This is a genomic window from Aggregatibacter kilianii (genome assembly GCF_003130255.1).
Taxonomy (GTDB): domain Bacteria; phylum Pseudomonadota; class Gammaproteobacteria; order Enterobacterales; family Pasteurellaceae; genus Aggregatibacter; species Aggregatibacter kilianii.
On record NZ_NRCN01000002.1, the window covers coordinates 119,989 to 142,400 of the forward strand.

The window sequence follows — 22,412 nt, forward strand, 5'->3', positions numbered from 1 at the left end:
CGTATGAAGTATTTTGAAATTGAACTTGAAGACGAACAGACTGAAACCATGACTCGTGCACACGCGGTTAGTGGCATAAACGTGGACTTTTGCAATAAATACATGTCGGTTGAAATCAGCCACTGGACTAGTGCAAAAGCGTTGAAAGGTAGCAAAAAACCCGTGTCATGGTCCAGTTACACCTTCTATGGTGAGCAGCCACGCGGTGTTGTGTTAGAGGACTACGCCCTCGAAAAAGTTCGTGAGGCATCTGAATGCGTTGTTGACGGCAACATCATCATGAACCCATTAAAAGGTGTAGCAATCAGTGACACCGGAGAAGAGTAACCTCGTCTCGGCGGGTGTCGACTGGTTAGGCGCGGCGGTAGCGATAGTGTTCGCCGGCCTCGGCGGAGTTGTTCGGTACCTGTCAGACAACCAGGCGCGGGGCGAGAGTTTTTCCCCGCCTATGGCATTGTCCCAGTTCTTTATTGGGGCATACGCTGGGGCACTAGCTACCTTCTACCTACTCACTCGTGAAGTGGAGTACACCGTGTTGTTATGCGTGGCAGGTGGTGTAGGTTATGGGTCTGCGTCGGCGCTCCAGGCTATCTCACGGGTCGTAGTGCGGCACCTTGGCGGTAGTCTGGGCAAGCGAATAGGCCCGGCAGAAGATGTTGAGGACGAACAACCGGAGACACCGGCGAATGATAAGGGAGGAAAGCGCCGTGCGAAGAAAAGAAAGTAGAGACAAAGCTAAGCATGTGTGTAAGCTGCTAGCATACCTCGACCAGTTTTTTGTGGTGGTCGCTTTTATCGGATGCGTCGGGCTAATAAATGTCATCTCGGAACAAGGGCTGACTATTAAAGGTCTGGCGCAGGAGAACACGGCGGCGCTTTCGCTCGCCGACCAGCGCATGAAGCGGATTGAAGCGTTGCATACGGCTATTGACCAGCAGAACGAACGAATTTCACTACTACTTGACGACCAGCGAAGACAGCGGGGGGAGAACAATGCAAAAATTGACGCAATCGGGAAAATTATTAGAGCTAACAAACGCTGTGATAGCAGCGGGGTTTTGCGCGCTACTCTTAACCAGTTGCGCACCGAAAACAGCTACGAACCTGAACGCCACGACAGCGAGTAAGGCACAAAAGCGCGATGCACAATTACTAGGGCAGCTTGTTGTACCGGCTAAACCTCGACTAAAAGGTGATGACTACCCTGACGTGGTTGAATACGCGGTTGCAGTGACACGCTCGTTGGACCAGTGCATTAGCAGTGTGCGTGAGACACGTAAGTTGCTCATCCGTACGAGTGTAGACATCGACAATAGTGCTACCACTGAGCGTGGAGGGCGCCGCGGCGGGGGCAGAACTCCCAGTGACAAGAGATAACTAACAGGAGAAAATGAATGAGAAAACCTTTAGGCATTAGAAACAACAATCCAGGTAATATCGAGTGGGGTAGCCCGTGGCAGGGGCTCAAGAAAAGAGGGCCTAAGAGCGGGCGCTTTGCTGAGTTCGAGTCACCGGTCTACGGTATTCGTGCACTTGCCGTGTTACTGATTACGTACTACGACAAACGCAAAGCTAGAGACGGTAGTAAGATTGACACTATTCGCGAGGTCATCGAGCGTTGGGCTCCACCAAGTGAGAATGACACCGGTGCGTATGCGAAACAGGTAGCTAAATTACTGAAAATGACACCGTCTACGCGAATTAACATGCACGACTATGACACTATCCGTGGTATTGTTTGCGGAATCATTCGCCACGAGAATGGCCCTGGCCCGCTGAATAACGATAATACGTGGTATGATGACTCTGTCATTGATGAAGGTTTACGTCGCGCTGGGGTGGTTAAACCCGGTAAAAGCGTCGGACGAGTGCCGGTAACGAAAGAAGCTGTCGGGGCAACCACATCTGCTGCTGTTGGCGCGGGTCAGATTGCTGACGCCTTGCCGCAGGTACAAGACGCGATGACCGGTGCACAGGAACAGATTTCGAGCGGGTCTATTGTGCAGATTGTACTAGGCGTGCTGGCAATCGGCCTCGCTGCGTACATTGCCTATGCTCAGATTAAGAAACATCAGGACGGGGTCATCACATGATTGTTCGTTTGATTCTTTGGGTCAAAAGCCGTGGGTACATGCTACTCGCGGTGTTGACTGTCCTGCTCGGGGCCTATGGTCTCGGACACCGGTCGGCATCAAAGGCGGCGGAGGCACGCCGGGTGCGTGAAGAACGTGACACCCTCCGCGAGGCAGTGAACGTGAAGAAAAAGGTAAAACATGAAACGGTTAAAATGTCTCCTAATGACGCTCGCCGTCAGCTTGAGCGTGACTGGATGCGTAAATGATGGAACGAAGCAAAAAGTCGCATTTTGTGATGTCGCTACGCCGATTCTGATAGAAAAGTCGGACATACTATCGCCAGAAACGGCGAAGGAGATTCTCTCTCATAATCTCACCGGGCGCGAACTGTGTAGATGGTAACTGTCTCTGACGACGGTTCTTCTGTCGGTATCGTGCGGCTAGCTTGGACTACTCAACCGCCACAGAACGGTATTCAGCGGCTCTAGGAGATAATTGAGTGGGAATAACTTATTAAAAAAGCCTTGAATTTTCAGGGCTTTTTTATTTCTATAAAATACCTTTTTCAAGAATAGAAAAATAACGGTTCCAACATCTGTCAGAATAAATATCGAAATTAAGATTAACTAGAAATGAAACTTAGGATTGGGTGGTGAACTAAGCAGAATTGGTCTTAACAGTAAGCGGTATACTGCGTCGCATCCCTGCGGGTTTCTACCTAGTCCACCATTGACTGATGATGGTTTGTAGTTTGCGACATAAAACTCATACCAAAAGCGTTTTATACCTTTAGCCGCTTATTTCAGGAGACCAATCCTGACTTTCAAACATCTTACTTTAAAAGCAACTACATCATAAAATCGTTTTAGCCGATTGTCAATCTGCGCTTTAACATATATTTTGTTAATTTTTTTCATAGTTTATTTTTTGAATAATAACAATAAATTACTGTGATTACAGAGTGTTACCTGGTGTAACCAGATGAATTTTTATGACTTTTATAAAAAAAACACATAAAATAATCGGTCTAATTGCACCGCCTTTGAAATCTTGTTAAAGTGCGGTACAAATTTTTCACAAAATTAGGAATCACACATGAGTCAAGAATACTTAGATTTTGAATTACCCATTGCCGAACTCGAAGCGAAAATTGAATCCTTACGCTCCGTAGTTGACCAAGATAACGAAATTAATCTTGATGATGAAATTGCCCGCTTACAGAAAAAAAGTATTGAATTAACAGAAAAAACCTTTGCAAATTTAGATGCGTGGCAAGTTTCAAAAATGTCCCGCCATCCAAACCGTCCTTATACTCTTGACTATATTGAACATATTTTTACCGAATTTGAAGAACTTGCCGGCGATCGCGCCTTTGCCGATGATAAAGCCATTGTCGGCGGTTTGGCCCGTTTAGATGGCAAACCGGTAATGGTTATCGGCCACCAAAAAGGTCGCACGGTAAAAGACAAAGTGAAACGCAACTTTGGTATGCCGGCACCGGAAGGTTATCGCAAAGCGTTGCGCTTAATGCAAATGGCTGAACGTTTCAAATTGCCGATTATTACCTTTATCGATACCCCGGGAGCTTATCCGGGTGTGGGTGCGGAAGAACGCGGCCAATCTGAGGCAATCGCCCGCAACTTGCGTGAAATGTCCATGTTAAAAGTACCTGTAATCTGTACCGTGATCGGCGAAGGCGGTTCCGGTGGGGCATTGGCTATTGGTGTGGGCGATAAAGTCAATATGTTGCAATATTCCACCTACTCCGTTATTTCGCCTGAAGGCTGTGCATCTATTTTATGGAAAAGTGCCGACAAAGCATCAACCGCAGCCGAAGTTATGGGTTTAACTGCCACGCGCTTAAAAGAATTAGGCCTGATTGATAATATCATTACCGAACCACTAGGCGGTGCTCATCGCAATTATGCAGAAATGGCACAAAATCTGAAAAAACGTCTGCTTGCTGATTTAGAAGATCTGGAAGTCTTAGATGCCGAAAATCTGTTGGATCGTCGTTATCAACGTTTAATGAGCTACGGTTACGTATAGAAAATAATAAAAAAATAAACCGTATTTGCTGTTTTTAAAGGGATTTAAAAGGAGAAAATAACAATGAAAAACGTACTTTCAATTCAGTCTCATGTGGTTTACGGCTATGCCGGTAATAAGTCGGCAACATTCCCAATGCAGCTCCTTGGTGTAGATGTTTGGGCATTAAATACCGTGCAATTTTCTAATCATACGCAATACGGCAAATGGACGGGAATCGTCATTCCGAAAGAACAAATTGCAGAAATTGTGCGTGGCATTGATGAAATTGATGCGTTGAAAAGATGTGATGCGGTAGTTTCCGGCTATTTAGGCTCTGCAGAACAAATCGATGAAATCATCAAAGCCGTGCATAAAATTAAAGCCATCAATCCTAACGCGCTTTATTTATGCGATCCTGTTATGGGTCATCCGGATAAAGGTTGTATCGTTGCCGATGGTGTGCGCGAAGGCTTAATTAACATCGTATCGGAAGCTGATATCATTATGCCGAACTTGGTGGAGCTACGTGAATTAAGCGGTTTACCGGTAGAAAATTTTGAACAGGCACTGACTGCCGTTCAAGCCATCTTGGCGAAAGGTCCGAAAAAAGTGTTAGTGAAACATTTGAGCAAAGTAGGCAAAGACGCGTCTCAATTTGAAATGCTACTGGCAACCTCTCAAGGTGTATGGCATCTTTCCCGTCCATTACACCCGTTTGATCGTGAGCCGGTAGGCGTGGGCGATTTAACCGCCGGTTTATTCTTAGCCAATTTGCTGAACGGAAAATCAGATGTGGACGCTTTTGAGCACATGGCAAACGCAGTCAATGAAGTCATGCAAACCACGTTAGAACGTGGCGAATATGAATTACAAATCATTGCCGCCAGAGATCACATCATCAATCCGCGTAGCCACTACAAAGCACAAAAAATCGCGTAACGCTCAACTTCCTCCCGTGGAACGGGAGGAAATTTTATCCGCCTATGCTTCTTGAACAATTCTCACAGAGACTCCGACAACTCGCCCCGAACCAAACACAATTTCTTATCGGTTTCAGTGGAGGACTGGATTCCACTGCACTCCTCGCCTTATTCGCAAAACTCCGTGAAAATCAACCGCACTTTCAGTTGCGCGCCATTCATATTCATCACGGGCTAAGTTCAAACGCCGATGCTTGGGCAACTCATTGTGAAAATCTCTGCCAACAATTCCAAATACCGTTGTTGATCCAACGGGTCAACGTGAATATGGCGAACGGCATTGAAGCCGGTGCCCGTCAGGCGCGTTATGAAGCCATTGCACAACATATTTTGCCCCAAGAGTGGTTGGCCACAGCACATCATCTGCAAGATCAGACGGAAACTTTTTTTCTTGCCTTAAAACGCGGTAGCGGGTTGCAAGGCTTAAGCGCAATGCAAGCCCAAAGCACGGTTTACAACGTACCAATTTTTCGTCCGCTGTTATCTTTTAGTCGTCAGCAACTGCTCAATTTTGTGCAACAACAGGGAATCACGTGGATCGAAGATGAAAGCAACGCCGACAATCAATACGATCGCAATTTCTTACGCAATCAAATTCTGCCCGATCTACGTCAACGTTGGGGGCATTTTGATTCGGCCGTGCAACGTTGTGCACAACATTGTTACGAACAACAGCAACTGTTAAATGAATTACTGGCAGAGGAATATCAAAAAAACGTTGATAAAACTGACCGCACTTTTAAAGTGCAACACTTTGCCGATTATTCGGCAATTAAACAACGTGCCCTGTTGCGCTTGTGGCTACAAGAATGCGGCGTTGCCATGCCGTCATTAGTGCAATTAGAACACCTAATTTCCGATGTGGTTTTTGCCAAGCCTGATACACAGCCACAATTTCGATTAGAAAATAACATTGTACGTCGGTATCAACACAAGCTGTTTCTCACACCGATTTTTGCCGATATTTCATCAAACGATATTGAAGCGGAATTGGATAAACCCATAGCGTTGCCCGATAATCTTGGAACGCTTCAGTTGCACAAAACACCGCAGAAAATGACCGCACTTTGGCATGATGAAAACGGCAACATATATAAAGAAACCTTAGCGTTACCGTTAGAGGGAATGAAAGTTTGGATTCGTTTCGGTTATTCGGGCAAAGTGAAATTAACCCCAAAGGGTATGAATCAGGATATTAAAAAAGTGTGGCAGAATTTGAACGTTCCGCCTTGGCAGCGCCAACGGATTCCGCTGATTTTCTACGATGATAAGTTGCAAAGTGCGGTCGGTTTTTTTATCGTTTCCCAAGATTAAGGCAAACAAAAAGGCGCATACTCATGCGCCTTTGTTGTCTTTATCAAATGACTTAAATCGCCCAACCACAAGCGTAGAATGCCACTAAAACAACGGCAATCACCACTGTGCCGACATTTAAGCGTTTTGCATCGCCACTCACAATTCGACCGATAACTAACGTTGCAAAACCTAACATAATACCGGTGACAATATTGGCGGTTAATACGATGAACACCGCGCAAATTAAACCGCTGATAGCGCCGACAATATCATCAAAGTTTAACTTGCTCACGTTACTTAACATGAGTAACCCCACATACATCAACGCCGGTGCGGTAGCGTAATTTGGGACTAAAAAGGCTAACGGTTGGAAGAACAACATTAACAGGAACAATACGCCGACCACGATAGCGGTAATGCCAGTTTTGCCGCCTGCGGCAGTGCCCGCGGCAGATTCAATATAAACTGCGGCGGGCGCCGTGCCGAAAATACCGGAAAATAAGCTGCTTATGGAATCGGAGGTCAAGGCTTTTCCGCCATTGATAATTTGACCGCTTTTATCTAACAAACCTGCCTGGCCTGCCACCGCACGAATGGTGCCGGTAGCGTCAAAAACAGCAGTCATCACGAGGGCGAATACGACAGGTAAAATTGCCGGTTGTAACGCGCCAAGCACATCTAATTTTAAGAATAAGGATTCATCACCAAACGATGGCATTTTAAAAATTTTACCGTCAAAAGTCACATTCGGATCAAAAATTAAACCAATAATGGTAATGGCAATAATTACCCATAAAATACCACCTTTAACTTTTCTTTTTTCCAACCCAATAATCAACGCTAAACCAATTAATGACATCATGACAGGAAATGCGGTGAAGTTACCTAATTTCACCGGCAAACCATTTTGATTGCCAACCACTAAGCCTACGCCATTGGCGGCGATTAAAAGCAAGAACAAACCAATACCGATGCCCGCACCATGTGCAATACCTATCGGTAAATTACGCAAAATCCAAGCACGAATCCCCGTCGCGGAAATCAGAGTGAAAAAAACACCCATTAAAAAGACCGCACCTAACGCCACCGGAATACTCACTTTTTGCCCAATAACCAAACTAAAAGCAGTAAACGCAGTAAGGGAAATGGCACAACCAATTGCCATCGGCGCATTTGCCCAAAAGCCGATTAAAATGGAGCCAAGGCCCGCAACCAAACAGGTGGCGATAAAGACGGATTCCGCCGGAAATCCCGCCGCACTTAACATATTCGGCACGACAATAACGGAATACACCATGGCAAGAAAAGTGGTTAAACCGGCAACAATTTCTTTGCGCACGGTGGAGTCGCGTTTAGTCAACTCAAAACGTTGTTCTAACGCACTGGATTGTGAAGATGACATGAAAATTACCTTTAAAATGAAGGGAAGATTAAGGAGGCCGTATTTTACCGAAAGCAGGCGAGAAGTAAACGTTTGCGCAAATATTTTGCATAAAATTTACGTTATTTCGAAACGTTCGCAAACCAGTGTAGTCCAAAAGACTTGTATGCCTTGGATAGGGATAATTTTTTTCTGATTAAAATCAATCGGTGCTATACTGACGGGCAATTTAATCTTCATTATTTAAAAGGAAATAGAATGACTATTTTAGTAACAGGCGGTGCCGGCTATATCGGTTCACACACAGTCGTTGAATTATTAAATGCGGGCAAAGAAGTGGTAGTTTTAGACAACCTTTGCAACTCCTCACCGAAATCGTTAGAGCGGGTTAAAGAAATTACCGGAAAGACTGTGAAATTTTATGAAGGGGATGTATTGGATCGTGCATTGTTACAAAAAATCTTTGCCGAAAATACCATTCATTCCGTCATTCATTTCGCCGGCTTAAAAGCAGTTGGAGAAAGTGTGCAAAAACCTGCCGAATATTATTTAAACAACGTCACCGGCTCCCTCGTCTTGGTACAAGAAATGAAAAAAGCCGGCGTGTGGAATTTTGTATTCAGCTCTTCCGCCACCGTTTATGGCGATCCTGAAATTATTCCAATTACAGAAAGCTGCAAAGTAGGCGGCACTACCAACCCGTATGGCACATCTAAGTTTATGGTAGAACAAATCCTGCGTGACATTGCCAAAGCGGAGCCAAAATTCAGCATGACCATTTTACGCTATTTCAATCCCGTGGGCGCGCATGCAAGCGGCTTAATCGGCGAGGATCCAAATGGTATTCCGAATAATCTCTTACCTTACATCAGCCAAGTGGCAATCGGCAAGTTACCACAACTTTCCATCTTTGGTAGCGATTATGACACCCATGACGGCACAGGTGTGCGCGATTATATTCACGTTGTGGATTTGGCTATCGGTCACTTAAAAGCGCTGGATCGCCATCAAGACGATGCCGGTTTGCACATTTATAACTTAGGCACCGGTGTGGGTTATTCCGTGTTGGATATGGTAAACGCCTTTGAACAGGCGAACGATATTCAAATTCCGTATAAATTGGTTGATCGTCGTCCGGGCGACATTGCCACTTGTTATTCCGATCCGAGTTTAGCGGCGAAAGAATTAGGCTGGAAAGCGGAACGAGGATTAACAGAAATGATGAAAGATACATGGAATTGGCAAAAAAATAACCCGAAAGGTTATAGAGATTAATCGCCATGCACGAGCTCTCTTTGTGCCAAAACATCATCGAAATTGTTGAGCAACAATGCAAACAGCATAATGTCAACAAAGTGACCGACCTCTGGCTTGAGGTCGGCGCACTTTCTTGCATTGAACCGAGCGCCTTGGAATTTAGTTTTGAAATGACCGCTAAAGGCACTCCTGCCGAAAATTGCAAACTGCATTTAATTCCTATCCCGGCTAAGGCTTGGTGTTGGAATTGCAAACAATTCGTTGAAATTCAAGCCAATAACAGTACTTGCCCAAATTGCGGCGGTGTACATTTGCAACGCCAAAGTGGCGATGAACTACGAATCAAAGAAATTGCCGTTGAATAACCTATGACAACTCCAGCCTCTAACCCAACCCTTGCAAGCCAAATTTTCAGCCGTAACATGCTGATTTGTGTTTTTACCGGCTTTAGCTCAGGTCTCCCTCTATTTGTTTTATTGCAAATGTTGCCGGTATGGCTGACGGATAAAGGGCTTTCCGTTGAACTGATCGGCGTAGTGACGGGGGTCACCCTCCCCTACGGTTTAAAATTTTTATGGGCCCCCTTATTGGATCGCTATTTTCCAAACTTTCTAGGGCGGCGGCGGAGCTGGTTGCTTATTTCACAAATCATTTTACTGATTTTGCTCTATGCCATTAGCCAATTCGATCCAAGTTCACAATTAACTATTGTGGCGAATATCGCTTTTCTCATTGCTTTCTTCTCAGCAACCCAAGATATTGTACTTGATGCCTATCGACGTGAAATTTTAACGGATAAAGAACTTGGCTTGGGCAACACCATCCACATTAATGCTTATCGTGTCGCGGGCTTAATCCCCGGTGGGCTGTCTCTTTATCTCGCCACCCGCCTCCCTTGGGAAAGGGTTTTTTTATTGACCGCACTTTGTATGCTATTCGGTTTGTTTATGACCTTATTTCTCGCCAAAGAACCGAAAATTGCTGTTCAAGATCGCGACAAACCATTCTATCTTGCCTTTTGGATCCCGCTTCAGGAGTTCTTTCAGCGCAAAGGTGTGGCACAAGCCTTGGGCTTTTTGCTTTTCCTATTTTTATATAAATTTGGTGATTCTTTCGCTACCACGCTACAAACCAAATTTATCTATGATATGGGCTTTAGCAAAGATGACATCGCCATCGTAGTAAAAAGTACGTCACTCTGGGCCAGCATTTCCGCCGGACTCGTAGGTGGCGTAATCATGATAAAACTCGGCATTAACCGTGCGCTGTGGGTCTTTGGTTTCGTACAATTAATCACCATCGGCGGATTTGTTTGGTTGGCAGGATTCGGACATTTTGCACAAATTACCGCGGTCGAACTGTGGAAACTCGGCTTCGTGATTGCCGCCGAATACATCGGTGTGGGCTTGGGAACTGCCGCTTTCGTCGCGTTCATGGCACGGGAAACCAATCCGCTTTACACCGCTACCCAATTGGCGCTGTTCACCAGTCTTTCCGCGTTACCAAGCAAGGGATTCGGTATGTTGTCGGGCTATTTGGTCAAAGCGGTGGGTTACTATAATTTCTTCTGGATCTGTTTATTACTTGCTGTACCCGGAATGCTTTGTTTATTCTGGGTAGCTCCGTGGAATGAGAAAGAATAACTCTCCGGCTAGAAGGTTGACTTTTCAGGGGAATTAGGCAACCATACACGGCGATTTATAAAACATCTTCAAAACTCACCGCACTTTCTTACCATTCAACAAAAAGTGCGGTCATTTTTGAAACTGTTTTTTCATTTAAAAAAGAGGACAATATGAAAATTATTCTATTAGGCGCGCCGGGTGCAGGAAAAGGCACACAAGCACAATTCATCATGAATAAATTTGCCATCCCGCAAATTTCTACCGGCGATATGTTACGTTCCGCCATTAAAGCCGGTACCGAATTAGGCAAACAAGCCAAAACCTTAATGGATGCAGGTCAGCTCGTACCGGATGATTTAATCATTTCTCTTGTGAAAGAACGCGTAGCACAACCTGACTGCGCCAAAGGCTTCTTGCTTGACGGTTTCCCTCGCACCATTCCGCAAGCGGACGCATTGAAATCTGCCGGCATTGCTATTGATTATGTGTTGGAATTTGATGTGCCTGATGAAGTAATTGTAGAACGCATGAGCGGTCGTCGTGTACACCAACCATCCGGCCGTTCTTACCATGTTATTTACAACCCACCGAAAGTGGAAGGTAAAGATGATGTCACCGGTGAAGATTTAATCATCCGTGCCGATGACAAACCGGAAACTGTGTTAGATCGCTTGAAAGTCTATCACAGCACCACCAAACCATTAGTGGATTACTACCAAGCAGAAGCCAAAGCGAGCAACACCCAATATTTCCGCTTAGACGGCACCCAAAAAGTAGAAGATGTCAGCAAAGAATTAGATAAAATTTTAGCTTAATCAACAAGAAATAAAAAAAGGCCATTCCCAAAGGAATGGCTTTTTTGTCATTAAAAAAACAAGGAAAAACAAAAAAATTTAATTTTATTAATAGGGAATATGGCTGGGGTACTAGGATTCGAACCTAGGAATGCCGAGATCAAAACCCGGTGCCTTACCGCTTGGCGATACCCCAACTACTATATTGATATCAATGAAATGAATGGTGCGGGACGAGGGACTTGAACCCACACACCTCGCGGCGCCGGAACCTAAATCCGGTGCGTCTACCAATTTCGCCAGTCCCGCAATATGGTGGCTATGACGGGATTCGAACCTGTGACCCCAACATTATGAGTGTTGTGCTCTAACCAACTGAGCTACATAGCCATTTATTTGCAATCATCTCATTGACTTTGCGGAGCGTATTATGCGGATATCGACCCTACTCGTCAACCATTTTTTTATTAAAATAAATATTTTCGGAACATTCGAATAGAGATTAAACAAATCGTATTAATTTTATTCACAAGCTCGCATAGAAACCTACTCATTCCTTTGGATCTGTTGATAAAGCCAATATTCAAAAAACATTGTTTTTTGACCGCACTTTACAGCCTGAGTGTTTTTATTCCTCAATCAAACGACGCAACAAACTGCCGTCATACAATGCACGCTTAACCAAAGCAAAGGCACCGATGACATCTTCATTGTCTAATTCGGATGCTTCTAACGGCGTATTTTGCACAAATGCAGGTAATGCGTGACTTTCTAAAGTGCGACGAATCGCAGCAAATAACACGTTTTTCGCTCGGGTAATTTCACCGGAAATCACAATTTTTTCCGGATTAAACATATTTACGCTCATCGCCAACACACGCCCGATTTGCACGCCAACATGTTCAATTAACTCCGTTGCCACCGCGTCTTGTTTATTGCTGGCTTTACAAATCGCTTCAATATCATGAGCCTCTAAAGAAAGCCATTTGCTTTGATAGCCATCTTCCAATAACTCCGACATTTTATTTTCAATTGCAGAATTACTGACAACCGTTTCCAAACAGCCCACATTACCGCACATACAACGCTTGCCTAATGGATCTACCTGAATATGTCCGATTTCACCCACATTATTCTTATAGCCCAAAAAAACTTCATGGTTAATCACAATTCCCGCACCAACGCCTCGGTGAATACGCAACAACAAAGAATCATAACAATCTTTTGTCACGCCAAAATAATGCTCGGCAAGGGCTAAACTGCGCACATCATGGCCAATAAATGTTGGTAAGTTAAAACGTGCCGTAATATGATTGGCCAAATCCCAAGGCTCATTGAGCTCAAAATGCGGTACTTGTTCAATCATATTACTTTTCATGTCCACAAATCCCGGCACAGTAATCCCGATAGCAATGAATTCGCTACTCCGTTTTTGATTAGCTTGAATGAACGCTTCTAAATGTTGGAATAAAAACGCTTCAAATTCTTTCGGAGACTGATGGACAGGTAAATCAAACACCTCTTTTTTGAGTAGCTTGGTGGATAAATCCATAATCGCTAAAGTTAAGTGTTCACGTCCTAAGCTGATTAAAACGGCACGGAAAGCTTTATATTCAGCTACGATAGAGGTTGCGCGACGACCGCCGGTGGACTCTTGTTGTTCCACTTCTTTAATCAAACCACGTGCCAGCAAATGACGGGTAATTTTAGTCACACTTGCCGGTGCAAGTTGACTGGTTTCTGAAATTTGAATACGAGAAATAGGTCCTTGTTGATCGATAAGTTTATAGACCACCGCACTATTCATCTGTTTCACTAAATCAACATTTGCGATTTGATGATTTTCTCGCATTTTATTCTCCCACAAAATATGAATTGAACTATTTTAAAGCGGATTTCATAAATAGGAAATAGCTATTCCTGCTCCATGCCAAGAGCTTTGGAAAACATTTGTAAACCGGTAGCATTGCCGTTTTTTACCATCGTCTGCATGGCTTGCGTCGGCGAATGAATTAACTTATTCATTAGTTTATAGCTTAATTCTTGCACCACCAGTTCGGCATCTTCACCCTGTTGTATTGCGTTCAAGGCTCTTTCCAATAAAACTTGTCGGGTTTGATCGGCATTTTCACGGTATTTGCGAATCAAATTAGAAAATTGATGCAATTTTAACCACTCAAAGAAATCCTGACATTCCTGCCGAATAATCTCTTTTGCTTGCTCGGAAGCCTGTTCCCGCCGACTTAAGTTATGTTGGATAATATTTTGCAAATCATCCACAGTGTAATGATAAACGCTGTCTAATTCCGCCGCACTTTCTTCAATATCACGGGGCACCGCAATATCCACCAACAACATCGGTTTATAATCCCGCTGTTGTTGTGCCATTTCCACCATTGTTTGCGTAATGAGCACGGTTGGACTACCCGTTGAACTAATCACGATATCCGCTTGATTCAATCCTTCTTGCAACCGTTCCAGACCAATCGCCTGAACATTTTGCGGCCGCTCTAATTTGTCCAATAAGGTCTCCGCACGGGCTAAAGTGCGGTTAGCAATAACAATGTTTTTTACACCATGGCGCAACAAATGGCGGCTAACCAATTCAATCGTCTCACCTGCGCCCACTAACAAAATCGTTAGCTCGCGTAAAGACTCAAAAATCTGACGCGCCAAGCTACACGCAGCATAAGCAACGGACACTGCACTTTCGCCGATATTGGTCTCAGTGCGTACCCGCTTCGCCGTCGCAAAGGTTTTTTGGAATAAACGGGAGAGTTCGCCGGAAATGGACTGATGTTCGTCTTGATAATACTCTTCACTCATTTGATAGGCTTGTTTCACCTGCCCTAAAATTTGCGGTTCGCCTAAAATTAGCGAATCCAAGCCACAAGCTACTTCCATCAAATGATTTACCGCCGGCAGATTTTCATGAATATAAATACAACGATTAAGCTCAGCTAAATCCAACTGATGGATCGTCGAAAACCATTGCACTGCCTGTGTAATCCAACTTTGTGCTTCTTGCGGTGAAACACGTTTATTGTGTAAATAGACTTCTGTTCTATTGCAAGTGGACAAAATAACCGCACTTTCCGCCAATTCGGTTTGCTGAATATTACGCAAGGCAAAAGCGCGCTTTTCGTCAGAAAACGCAACTTTTTCCCGTAACGCGACAGAAGCGGTTTTGTGATTGATACCCAGAACTAAAATCGTCATAAAAAATACATGAAAAAATCACCGCACTTTCTCTTTAAAATACAAATGCGGCGAAATTTGTCCCACAGAAAAATAAAAGATAGAAATTTAAACGGGCATATTCTAGCTGAATTGCCAACTTTTGGGCAAATTGATGTAAGAAAAAAGCCATTAATCTGCAATTTTATTGCGTACCATCAAATAAGTGGGCACGGTCAAAACAGAAAAGCCGATTAACACGGTGATTGGTTATAAAAAATTCACTAATCTATTAAGGCATTTTGAGGTTGGTATTTGCCTCTTATCCGCCCTAAATTTTTATTTACCCTCAATTCGCTAAAACTTATCTTTTGCCTGGCGTAATTGGGTAAATTGCGCCAAGTTGGTTGCCGTTAAAAATGGATTAATTTGTTTTTCCAAGCCTATCGTGGTCGGTAGGCTTGGTTTATTTTCAGCACGTAACTGCGCCACCAAAACGCGATGATTTTCCACCGCACTTTTGTTTGCCCAAACGTTTTGCACAAACGCTAAATTGCTTAACGTATATTCATGCCCCGGGCAAACAATGGTGTCCTCAGGCAACGCCGCGAAACGCTGCATGGTGGCGAACATTTGCGCGTAATCACCGGTAAACACCCGTCCGCAACCGGCGGAAAATAAGGCATCACCGCAAAACAAATGCCCATCCACCCAATGACTCACATGCTGCGCCGTATGCCCCCCGCTGGGTAGCACTTGAATTTGGTAATGTTCGGTGATAAGGTCGCCTTCATTAATCACCTGCGTCAGCCCACAAGCAGTACACTCTGCCGGACCATAAATCGGTACTTGCGGGAAACGTTGTTTAAACGCCGCAACACCGTCCGTGTGATCCGCATGGTTGTGCGTGAGCAACAATGCTTCAACGGAAAAATGTTGTTCTTCCAACAAGTGAAATAGCTTGTCGGTTTCGGGCAAATCAACAATGAGCAACGGTAAATTTTCCCGTGCATAAAGCCAAATATAATTATCGTTTAACGCAGGAATCGGAATTAACATAGGACCTCGGAGTTACCATGATGTGGCGTGCTAAATATGAAAAGTCACTGGCGATGCCCACCGGTTGGCAACAACTGCCAAATGGGCGCGCTTATTGTAACGCATTAAACGCTTATTTTGCCCCTTGGTTTACAAAAATTTGTGGTTATCAGATTCTGAAAATTGGCGGGCTTAGCGCAGAAATTCAATGTGATTTGCCCTTGCGCCACCAAATTAGCCTCAGTGAAAAAATAACGGAAAATTTGACCGCACTTTTAGACGATCATCATTCTATTGTGCAAGCCAAGCTCACCGAACTCCCCTTTATTCAACAGCAGTTGGATGCTTGTGTGCTGACTAACACGCTGAATTTTGTCCAAGATCCCCATCAAGTTTTGCGCGAAACCCACCGCGTTCTCACCGATGACGGCTATTTGTTTCTCAGTCTGTTTAATCCGCTTAACGGCCTATTTTTTAAATCAAAAACGGGAGACTTCCCTTCACGTCATTATTGTATTTGGCGGATCATTGATTGGTTGGAATTATTAAACTTTGATATTTTGGAACAGCGGAATTTGGCGCTATCCCATCAAACCACCGGTTGGTTTGCCCCGTTAACGGTTATCGTGGCGCAAAAACGCACCTACCCATTAACGCTTAATCCGCAAAAAGTGCGGTCAAAAATCCCAGCGTTTTTACAACCGGCAGAAGCGTTGAAACAAGCGGAAGATCTTTAGAAGAATAAGAAAACCTGTTTTCTAATTAACACTCTGTTTTAGATAAAAAAAATCGGCACCGAAGTGCCGATAGTCTCAATTTATTACTGTATGTTATGCGGTAAGATCCCGAATATCTTCGCTAGACGCGTTATTCATCACGGATTCCATACCTTTTTGTGCCGCCGCCTGTGAGGAATAATATTGGCTACGACCGATTTCTTGGTGGTTGGCCGCTTTCAATACGAAATACGGTTGATCGCTTTTGGTAGTGCGAAACTCAAAGTTTTTCTCATCTACACCGTTTTTCTGCACAGAAGCAATACCATTTTGCGCAGAAGCTTTGGTTTTATAAAGCTCGCTGGTTAAAATGACTTGCCCGTTAGTGGCGATCAAGTTGAACATAAATTGACCGTCTTTTGCTATTTTTAATTCATAATGTCCTTGTGCCATTTTTATTCCTCCTAGGGTTAATTCAATGGTGTTAACCGTCTAAAATTTAATTCGACAAAGGAGAAAAATACCTTGCAAAATAGGAATTTTAGACATCGTTAAATGTATAAAAAAAGAACGTTTATAGCAACAGTCAAGAGTGAAAATGTGCTAAAATGCGCGCCCAATATAACGCGACAAAACACTGACGGAGGAAATTAACATGGCCGGTATTTATCAACTGAAAGGCTGTATTCAACCTTATGTTTGGGGTGGAAAACATTATATTGCGAACTTGCTAAATGTCACAAATGCTCAAGAACCATACGCTGAATATTGGTTAGGCGCACACACCTCAGCCCCGTCACAATTACTTATCACCAACGGTGAAATATCATTACTTGATTTTTTACACAAAAATCCCACCGCACTTGGTACACAAAGCCGTCAATTGTTTGGTGATAATTTGCCTTATTTGCTGAAAATTTTAGATGTTGCCAATCCCCTTTCCATTCAGTTGCACCCAACCAAAGAACAAGCTGAAATCGGCTTTGCGCAAGAAAATGCCGCCGGCATCCCGTTAAATGATCCGAAGCGCACCTATAAGGACGATAACCATAAGCCGGAAATGATGATTGCTTTGTCCGATTTTTGGCTTTTACATGCTTTTAAAACCAAAGCCAAAATTCTCGACACCCTACGCCAACGCCCGTCACTTGCGGATCTGGCAACAAAATTGGCCTCGCAGAATTTAGCGGATTTTTATGCTGACATTATGTTGGCAACACAAGAGCAATTAGCACAATGGCTCTTGCCGATTATTGATGACCAACAGGAGGCTTACGAGCAAAATCAACTTGCCATGCAGGATCCTGACTACTGGGTGCTTTACACATTGCACGCCATGAAGATTTCCCGAGACAAGTTAGATGCGGGGTTAATGAGTTTTTACTTGTTCAATATTGTGAATTTGCAGGTTGGCGAAGGTATTTTCCAAGCGGCCGGCGTGCCACACGCTTATTTACGCGGACAAAATCTTGAACTAATGGCCTGTTCCGACAATGTCATTCGTGGCGGTCTAACGCCAAAACACGTTGATATCGAACAATTGCTAAAAATCATCGATTACAGTGAAATTGTCCCTCAGATTATCGCGCCGGCACCTAAAAATCAGGTTTACACCTACCCGACGCCCATTGCCGATTTTGCCTTGAGCAATATGCCTTACGCAAAAAACACCGAGATTTCCGACCGCACTTTAAACGGCACGATTCTCTTAGTGATGGCGGGCGAAATCACATTGGAAGCCACACAACAAAAATTCACTTTGAAACAAGGACAAGCGGCGTTTATTGAAGCTGATACAGACTATCGCGTGCATGGCATGCAAGAAGGTTATGCCGTGCTCGCCGGGCTGCCGCTTTAAATTCAGTTTATCTTCCCCTCGCCCATTTACGGAAGAGGGGAAAAATTCATATTTTTATTGGTTATTCAAGAAAAAAGACGTCAAAAAAAGGAACATTATGACCAAACAAACCTTTATTCCCGGCAAAGATGCCGCCCTTGAGGAAAGTATTGAAAAATTTCAGCAAAAACTGACCGCACTTGGCTTTAACATTGAAGAAGCCTCGTGGTTAAATCCCGTGCCAAACGTGTGGTCGGTACATATTCGTGACAAAGACTCCCCGCAATGTTTCACCAACGGCAAGGGTGCCAGTAAAAAAGCGGCATTAGCTTCCGCATTAGGCGAATATTTTGAGCGTCTTTCCACCAACTATTTCTGGACGGATTTCTATTTAGGGCAAGATATTGCCAACAGCGATTTTGTGCACTATCCGAACGAAAAATGGTTCCCTATTGAAGATGAAGCCCTATTGCCCCGTGGTATTTTAGACGATCATTTATTTGAACATTTCGATCCGAATCAGGAGCTAACTCCTGAACTTTTAGTGGATTTGCAATCGGGCAACTATGAGCGAGGTATTGTCGCGCTGCCTTATGTACGCCAATCGGATCAACAGACGGTGTATATTCCGCAAAATATTATCTCTAACCTCTATGTTTCCAACGGTATGTCTGCCGGCAACAGCCAATTTGAAGCCCGTGTACAGGGATTGTCGGAAGTGTTTGAGCGCTATGTGAAAAATAAAATCATCGCAGAAGCGATCAGTCTGCCGTTAATTCCGCAAGACGTGATGGCGCGTTATCCTTCCATTCAAGCCTCTATCGACAAACTGGAACAGGAAGGTTTCCCGATTTTGGCGTATGACGCCTCTCTTGGCGGTAAATATCCGGTGATTTGTGTCATTTTGCTCAACCCGACCAATGGCACTTGCTTTGCCTCTTTCGGTGCACACCCAAAATTCCAAGTGGCATTAGAGCGCACCGTCACCGAATTATTACAAGGTCGCAGCCTAAAAGAGTTGGACGTTTTCGCCCCGCCATCATTCAACAACGATGATGTGGCCGAACACGCCAATTTGGAAACCCACTTTATTGATTCCAGCGGTTTAATTTCTTGGGATTTATTCAAAGACACACCGGATTACGAGTTCGCCGATTGGAACTTCTCGGGCAAAGATACCCATGAAGAATATGATAATCTCATGACGATTCTCCGCGAGGAAAGCAAAGAGGTTTACATCATGGATTATAACCACTTAGGTGTTTACGCTTGTCGCATCATCGTGCCGGGCATGTCCGATATTTATCCGGCGGACGACTTAATTTACGCCAACAGTAACATGGGCATGGACTGGCGCGAAATCCTGCTAGATTTACCGCACTTCCACCACGACCAAGAAACCTATCAAGAACTGTTGGAGGAACTGGATGAACAAGGCGTTGACGATGCCACCCGCGTACGCGAATTTATCGGCATCGTGGCACCGAAAGCCAGCGGTTGGACGACCTTGCGCATCGGTGAATTAAAATCCATGCTTTATCTCGCTTTAGGCGACTTGGCAATGGCGTTAGACTGGGCGAACTGGACATACAACATGAATAGCTCCGTATTCACCGCCGAACGCGCCAACTATTATCGTTGCTTAATCAGCAGCCTTGAATTATTTATGGACAGCAAACGCACGCCACAACAATACCGCATGGTATTCGAAAAAATGTACGGCAAAGACGCGGTGGAATTTGCGTGGGGTGCGATTCAAGGTGGAAATCCGTTCTATAACCTGCCAGCCAGCGACGAAACTCTCGCTAACTTTAGTGAACATCAAAAATTATTAGCAGCCTATGCTAAATTGCAAAAGGCAAAACGTGAAAATTGGCAGTAAAGTGCGGTCATTTTTTTCAGCGTTTTTATCAGGGTGAAGCAATTCACCCTTTTTATTTCTGTTAAGGGAATGTAGAAAAACCCATCAACTTATTGAATTAAAAAGGAAAAATACTATAATCGCAAACCTACACAACGCCTCACATATTCAATAACCTAGGAAAATTTTATGAAAAAAATACTTGCAACAATATCAATAACACTATTATTAAATGCTTGTTCCACTCTTGAAACCTTAGATAAACCTAAATTTTACAGTGGTACACGAACGGATATTGAGGCGCTTAATGATCGTTCTCGATCTCACGGAACATCGGCTGATTTAGCAGATGCATTCATAAAACCGTTGTATTTACTAGATTTACCATTTAGCTTTGTAGCCGATACTGCCTTTTTACCAATTAAAACCATTCAAGTTTTAGCTAGTGGCGATGAAGAAGATAAAACTCAACGTTCGGATGTGCCACCTCATCAATAACCCAAAATGACCGTTTAAAAACGAAGTTGTCATTTTTTTATGAAAAATTTTCGTTCTGTGATCTAACACATAGAAATACAAAAACGTTCAAGCTATGATCTAACCAATTGTTTCACATAAATTTAGAGGAGGTTATTTATGCAAAGTTGGACAACTGAAATGTGGCAAGCTGCGTTAATCGGTTTAGTGGTTGGTTTTGTTATCGGTTATTTTTTATTGCGGTTAACCAAAGAGTCCGCCAAAAAACAAGTGAAAACCGAAGCGGAATTACGCGCCGCAAAAGAACAGTTGGAAAATCAAAAACAACAATTGGAGAAACATTTTTCGGAAAGTGCCGATTTGTTGAAATCCCTTGCGCAGGATTATCAAAAACTGTATCAACACCTTGCACAATCCTCTAATCGGTTATTACCGGAACTCACTGACAAGGCATTGTTCCAACATAATTTATTGGATGACAAAGGGAATCCGTTGCCGACAAATTCAGACGACCAGCCGAAAGACTATTCCGAAGGATCTTCAGGGATTTTCAAGGCAGAAAAATAGTTGCTCCATCTTCGCGCAAACATAGAAAGTGCGGTCAGAAAAACAATCATTTTTTTGACCGCACTTTTATTCCTCTATCTAAAAATATTTATGCGGAATAATTGACATTTAGTGTCCTAGCCCTTACCTTACACAAAGGTTTCAACCTATTATTTTCTTTACACTAAAGGAGCTTTTATGCAATCTCGTATTATTGTTGACAGCAGAGAAGAATCGTTACTTAGTACGCACAAAGTACTGCGCAACACGTATTTCTTATTGGCGTTAACATTAGCATTTTCCGCCGTGGTGGCTTATGTTTCTATGGCAATGGATTTACCTCGCCCGGGGTTAATCGTTCTGCTTGTGGGTTTCTATGGTTTGCTTTTCTTAACGAACGCCTTGGCGAATAGTGGGTTAGGTATTTTGGCTGCGTTTGCATTCACCGGCTTCTTGGGTTACACCATTGGGCCAATTTTGAATATGTATGTAAGCGCGGGTTTGGGTGATGCTATCGTGTTAGCGTTAGCCGGTACGGCAATTACCTTCTTTGCTTGTTCCGCTTATGTGTTGACCACCAAGAAAGACATGTCTTTCTTATCCGGTACAATGTTGGCGTTATTCGTTGTATTGTTAGTTGGCATGGTAGCGAGTTTCTTCTTCCACTTCCCGGCACTTTATGTGGGTATCAGCGCGCTATTCATCGTATTCTCCACCATGGGGATTTTGTATGAAACCAGCAACATTATCCACGGCGGAGAAACCAACTATATTCGCGCGACCGTAAGTTTATTCGTGTCTATCTATAACCTGTTTATCAGCTTATTAAACTTGCTTTCATTCTTCTCTTCTAGAGATTAATTATTAATTTGATAGATAAATTCAACGCCCCTTCTTTGGGGCGTTTTTGTATAATCAAACCCATGAAAACAATAAGGTTATCACGATGTTGAGTGTAAATAATAAGCAAATTGAAACTGATGCGTCAGGCTATTTATTAAATATTAATGATTGGACCCCGGATGTGGCATTGGCTATTGCAACATTAGAAAATTTAGAACTCACCGAAGCGCATTGGGAAATTATCCATTTTGTGCGGGATTTTTATCAAGAATATAAAACCTCTCCTGCTATTCGAATGCTAGTAAAAGCCACTGCACAAAAACTGGGTGAAGACAAAGGGAATAGCCGTTATTTACAGCGTCTGTTTCCTGAAGGTCCTGCCAAACAGGCCTCCAAACTGGCAGGACTGCCAAAACCGGCAAAATGTTTATAAAATTCAAACATTTTATTTGATAATCATTTGCATTTAAAAACAAAA

24 protein-coding genes and 3 tRNA genes are annotated in these 22,412 nt (G+C 43.6%); 19 read left to right on the forward strand and 8 right to left on the reverse strand.

Annotated elements, in window-relative coordinates; genetic code table 11:
- Window positions 1-3: 3 nt before the first annotated feature.
- The 8 genes from DK428_RS10290 (at window position 4) to tilS (ending at window position 6,400) form a co-directional block, all read left to right on the forward strand.
- The gene (locus DK428_RS10290) at window positions 4-327 is read left to right on the forward strand and encodes a hypothetical protein (RefSeq protein ID WP_109092238.1); all 324 of its coding nucleotides are present in this window, start codon (window positions 4-6) and stop codon (window positions 325-327) included.
- Between the two features lie 46 nt (window positions 328-373).
- A complete protein-coding gene (locus tag DK428_RS11895) occupies window positions 374-727 on the forward strand; it encodes a phage holin family protein (protein WP_425266345.1) in 354 nt (117 codons plus the stop codon).
- Window positions 708-1,127 (forward strand): hypothetical protein, encoded by a 420-nt coding sequence (locus DK428_RS10300; protein WP_109092240.1) that lies wholly within the window; start codon window positions 708-710, stop codon window positions 1,125-1,127. Before DK428_RS11895 ends, DK428_RS10300 begins: the two co-directional genes overlap by 20 nt.
- Window positions 1,128-1,394: 267 nt before the next feature.
- On the forward strand, window positions 1,395-2,093 hold the full coding sequence (locus tag DK428_RS10305) for a hypothetical protein (protein ID WP_109092241.1): 699 nt from the start codon (window positions 1,395-1,397) through the stop codon (window positions 2,091-2,093).
- On the forward strand, window positions 2,090-2,341 hold the full coding sequence (locus DK428_RS11610; RefSeq protein WP_157952207.1) for a hypothetical protein: 252 nt from the start codon (window positions 2,090-2,092) through the stop codon (window positions 2,339-2,341). Before DK428_RS10305 ends, DK428_RS11610 begins: the two co-directional genes overlap by 4 nt.
- An 829-nt stretch (window positions 2,342-3,170) precedes the next feature.
- Window positions 3,171-4,124: an acetyl-CoA carboxylase carboxyl transferase subunit alpha gene (accA, locus tag DK428_RS10315; RefSeq protein ID WP_005700199.1), complete on the forward strand. Its 954-nt coding sequence runs from the start codon at window positions 3,171-3,173 to the stop codon at window positions 4,122-4,124.
- 63 nt (window positions 4,125-4,187) lie between these two features.
- On the forward strand, window positions 4,188-5,045 hold the full coding sequence (gene pdxY / locus DK428_RS10320; RefSeq protein WP_109063823.1) for a pyridoxal kinase PdxY: 858 nt from the start codon (window positions 4,188-4,190) through the stop codon (window positions 5,043-5,045).
- Window positions 5,046-5,089: 44 nt separating this feature from the next.
- Window positions 5,090-6,400, forward strand: a complete 1,311-nt coding sequence (gene tilS / locus DK428_RS10325) for a tRNA lysidine(34) synthetase TilS (protein ID WP_109063824.1) — start codon at window positions 5,090-5,092, stop codon at window positions 6,398-6,400.
- A gap of 52 nt (window positions 6,401-6,452) precedes the next feature.
- On the opposite strand, the gene DK428_RS10330 is transcribed toward tilS, so the two are convergent.
- Window positions 6,453-7,784 carry an NCS2 family permease gene (locus DK428_RS10330; protein WP_109063825.1) on the reverse strand — a complete coding sequence of 444 codons (1,332 nt, stop codon included), beginning with the start codon at window positions 7,782-7,784 and terminating at the stop codon, window positions 6,453-6,455.
- A gap of 237 nt (window positions 7,785-8,021) precedes the next feature.
- Here DK428_RS10330 and galE point away from each other — a divergent pair, with 237 nt between their 5' ends.
- The 4 genes from galE to adk all read left to right on the forward strand — a co-directional run bounded on the left by galE (window position 8,022) and on the right by adk (window position 11,460).
- Window positions 8,022-9,038: a UDP-glucose 4-epimerase GalE gene (gene galE / locus DK428_RS10335; protein WP_109063826.1), complete on the forward strand. Its 1,017-nt coding sequence runs from the start codon at window positions 8,022-8,024 to the stop codon at window positions 9,036-9,038.
- 5 nt (window positions 9,039-9,043) lie between these two features.
- A complete protein-coding gene (hypA, locus tag DK428_RS10340) occupies window positions 9,044-9,385 on the forward strand; it encodes a hydrogenase maturation nickel metallochaperone HypA (RefSeq protein ID WP_005700194.1) in 342 nt (113 codons plus the stop codon).
- A 3-nt stretch (window positions 9,386-9,388) separates the two neighbouring features.
- On the forward strand, window positions 9,389-10,663 hold the full coding sequence (locus DK428_RS10345) for an MFS transporter (protein WP_109063827.1): 1,275 nt from the start codon (window positions 9,389-9,391) through the stop codon (window positions 10,661-10,663).
- A 152-nt stretch (window positions 10,664-10,815) separates the two neighbouring features.
- A complete protein-coding gene (adk, locus tag DK428_RS10350) occupies window positions 10,816-11,460 on the forward strand; it encodes an adenylate kinase (RefSeq protein ID WP_109063828.1) in 645 nt (214 codons plus the stop codon).
- Between the two features lie 100 nt (window positions 11,461-11,560).
- Here the strand turns inward: adk and DK428_RS10355 are convergent.
- The 6 genes from DK428_RS10355 to gloB form a co-directional block, all read right to left on the reverse strand.
- A tRNA-Gln gene (locus DK428_RS10355) sits at window positions 11,561-11,635 on the reverse strand.
- A 28-nt stretch (window positions 11,636-11,663) separates the two neighbouring features.
- A tRNA-Leu gene (locus DK428_RS10360) sits at window positions 11,664-11,748 on the reverse strand.
- A gap of 4 nt (window positions 11,749-11,752) precedes the next feature.
- Window positions 11,753-11,829 (reverse strand) — tRNA-Met (locus tag DK428_RS10365).
- Window positions 11,830-12,067: 238 nt separating this feature from the next.
- Complete coding sequence (locus tag DK428_RS10370; RefSeq protein WP_109063829.1) at window positions 12,068-13,291, reverse strand: ROK family transcriptional regulator; 1,224 nt, start codon at window positions 13,289-13,291, stop codon at window positions 12,068-12,070.
- 62 nt (window positions 13,292-13,353) lie between these two features.
- Window positions 13,354-14,658 (reverse strand): glutamyl-tRNA reductase, encoded by a 1,305-nt coding sequence (gene hemA, locus DK428_RS10375; protein ID WP_109063830.1) that lies wholly within the window; start codon window positions 14,656-14,658, stop codon window positions 13,354-13,356.
- Between the two features lie 315 nt (window positions 14,659-14,973).
- Window positions 14,974-15,675 (reverse strand): hydroxyacylglutathione hydrolase, encoded by a 702-nt coding sequence (gene gloB, locus DK428_RS10380; RefSeq protein ID WP_109063831.1) that lies wholly within the window; start codon window positions 15,673-15,675, stop codon window positions 14,974-14,976.
- Window positions 15,676-15,695: 20 nt separating this feature from the next.
- On the opposite strand from gloB, the gene DK428_RS10385 reads away from it, so the two are divergent.
- Window positions 15,696-16,391 carry a methyltransferase domain-containing protein gene (locus tag DK428_RS10385; RefSeq protein ID WP_109063925.1) on the forward strand — a complete coding sequence of 232 codons (696 nt, stop codon included), beginning with the start codon at window positions 15,696-15,698 and terminating at the stop codon, window positions 16,389-16,391.
- Window positions 16,392-16,484: 93 nt separating this feature from the next.
- Here the strand turns inward: DK428_RS10385 and DK428_RS10390 are convergent, their stop codons facing one another.
- The gene (locus DK428_RS10390) at window positions 16,485-16,823 is read right to left on the reverse strand and encodes a YegP family protein (RefSeq protein ID WP_109063832.1); all 339 of its coding nucleotides are present in this window, start codon (window positions 16,821-16,823) and stop codon (window positions 16,485-16,487) included.
- A 202-nt stretch (window positions 16,824-17,025) separates the two neighbouring features.
- On the opposite strand from DK428_RS10390, the gene manA reads away from it, so the two are divergent.
- The 6 genes from manA (at window position 17,026) to DK428_RS10420 (ending at window position 22,367) form a co-directional block, all read left to right on the forward strand.
- Window positions 17,026-18,228, forward strand: coding sequence for a mannose-6-phosphate isomerase, class I (gene manA / locus DK428_RS10395; protein ID WP_109063833.1), 1,203 nt, complete (start codon window positions 17,026-17,028; stop codon window positions 18,226-18,228).
- Window positions 18,229-18,325: 97 nt separating this feature from the next.
- Window positions 18,326-20,089, forward strand: a complete 1,764-nt coding sequence (ycaO, locus tag DK428_RS10400; protein WP_109063834.1) for a 30S ribosomal protein S12 methylthiotransferase accessory factor YcaO — start codon at window positions 18,326-18,328, stop codon at window positions 20,087-20,089.
- A 168-nt stretch (window positions 20,090-20,257) separates the two neighbouring features.
- A complete protein-coding gene (locus tag DK428_RS10405) occupies window positions 20,258-20,566 on the forward strand; it encodes a YceK/YidQ family lipoprotein (protein ID WP_109063835.1) in 309 nt (102 codons plus the stop codon).
- A 138-nt stretch (window positions 20,567-20,704) separates the two neighbouring features.
- On the forward strand, window positions 20,705-21,112 hold the full coding sequence (locus tag DK428_RS10410) for a Z-ring associated ZapG family protein (protein ID WP_005702690.1): 408 nt from the start codon (window positions 20,705-20,707) through the stop codon (window positions 21,110-21,112).
- Window positions 21,113-21,289: 177 nt separating this feature from the next.
- Window positions 21,290-21,952 (forward strand): Bax inhibitor-1 family protein, encoded by a 663-nt coding sequence (locus tag DK428_RS10415; protein ID WP_005702689.1) that lies wholly within the window; start codon window positions 21,290-21,292, stop codon window positions 21,950-21,952.
- 85 nt (window positions 21,953-22,037) lie between these two features.
- On the forward strand, window positions 22,038-22,367 hold the full coding sequence (locus DK428_RS10420; RefSeq protein WP_109063836.1) for a TusE/DsrC/DsvC family sulfur relay protein: 330 nt from the start codon (window positions 22,038-22,040) through the stop codon (window positions 22,365-22,367).
- Window positions 22,368-22,412 lie beyond the last annotated feature (45 nt).

What these genes read in the sequence shown, in the direction of transcription:
- DK428_RS10290 (WP_109092238.1), top strand. Translation starts at nt 4, where the DNA reads ATGAAGTATTTTGAAATTGAACTTGAAGACGAACAGACTGAAACCATG.
- DK428_RS10305 (WP_109092241.1), top strand. Translation starts at nt 1,395, where the DNA reads ATGAGAAAACCTTTAGGCATTAGAAACAACAATCCAGGTAATATCGAG.
- DK428_RS11610 (WP_157952207.1), top strand. Translation starts at nt 2,090, where the DNA reads ATGATTGTTCGTTTGATTCTTTGGGTCAAAAGCCGTGGGTACATGCTA.
- accA (WP_005700199.1), top strand. Translation starts at nt 3,171, where the DNA reads ATGAGTCAAGAATACTTAGATTTTGAATTACCCATTGCCGAACTCGAA.
- pdxY (WP_109063823.1), top strand. Translation starts at nt 4,188, where the DNA reads ATGAAAAACGTACTTTCAATTCAGTCTCATGTGGTTTACGGCTATGCC.
- tilS (WP_109063824.1), top strand. Translation starts at nt 5,090, where the DNA reads ATGCTTCTTGAACAATTCTCACAGAGACTCCGACAACTCGCCCCGAAC.
- DK428_RS10330 (WP_109063825.1), bottom strand. Translation starts at nt 7,784, where the DNA reads ATGTCATCTTCACAATCCAGTGCGTTAGAACAACGTTTTGAGTTGACT.
- galE (WP_109063826.1), top strand. Translation starts at nt 8,022, where the DNA reads ATGACTATTTTAGTAACAGGCGGTGCCGGCTATATCGGTTCACACACA.
- hypA (WP_005700194.1), top strand. Translation starts at nt 9,044, where the DNA reads ATGCACGAGCTCTCTTTGTGCCAAAACATCATCGAAATTGTTGAGCAA.
- DK428_RS10345 (WP_109063827.1), top strand. Translation starts at nt 9,389, where the DNA reads ATGACAACTCCAGCCTCTAACCCAACCCTTGCAAGCCAAATTTTCAGC.
- adk (WP_109063828.1), top strand. Translation starts at nt 10,816, where the DNA reads ATGAAAATTATTCTATTAGGCGCGCCGGGTGCAGGAAAAGGCACACAA.
- DK428_RS10370 (WP_109063829.1), bottom strand. Translation starts at nt 13,291, where the DNA reads ATGCGAGAAAATCATCAAATCGCAAATGTTGATTTAGTGAAACAGATG.
- hemA (WP_109063830.1), bottom strand. Translation starts at nt 14,658, where the DNA reads ATGACGATTTTAGTTCTGGGTATCAATCACAAAACCGCTTCTGTCGCG.
- gloB (WP_109063831.1), bottom strand. Translation starts at nt 15,675, where the DNA reads ATGTTAATTCCGATTCCTGCGTTAAACGATAATTATATTTGGCTTTAT.
- DK428_RS10385 (WP_109063925.1), top strand. Translation starts at nt 15,696, where the DNA reads ATGTGGCGTGCTAAATATGAAAAGTCACTGGCGATGCCCACCGGTTGG.
- DK428_RS10390 (WP_109063832.1), bottom strand. Translation starts at nt 16,823, where the DNA reads ATGGCACAAGGACATTATGAATTAAAAATAGCAAAAGACGGTCAATTT.
- manA (WP_109063833.1), top strand. Translation starts at nt 17,026, where the DNA reads ATGGCCGGTATTTATCAACTGAAAGGCTGTATTCAACCTTATGTTTGG.
- ycaO (WP_109063834.1), top strand. Translation starts at nt 18,326, where the DNA reads ATGACCAAACAAACCTTTATTCCCGGCAAAGATGCCGCCCTTGAGGAA.
- DK428_RS10405 (WP_109063835.1), top strand. Translation starts at nt 20,258, where the DNA reads ATGAAAAAAATACTTGCAACAATATCAATAACACTATTATTAAATGCT.
- DK428_RS10410 (WP_005702690.1), top strand. Translation starts at nt 20,705, where the DNA reads ATGCAAAGTTGGACAACTGAAATGTGGCAAGCTGCGTTAATCGGTTTA.
- DK428_RS10415 (WP_005702689.1), top strand. Translation starts at nt 21,290, where the DNA reads ATGCAATCTCGTATTATTGTTGACAGCAGAGAAGAATCGTTACTTAGT.
- DK428_RS10420 (WP_109063836.1), top strand. Translation starts at nt 22,038, where the DNA reads ATGTTGAGTGTAAATAATAAGCAAATTGAAACTGATGCGTCAGGCTAT.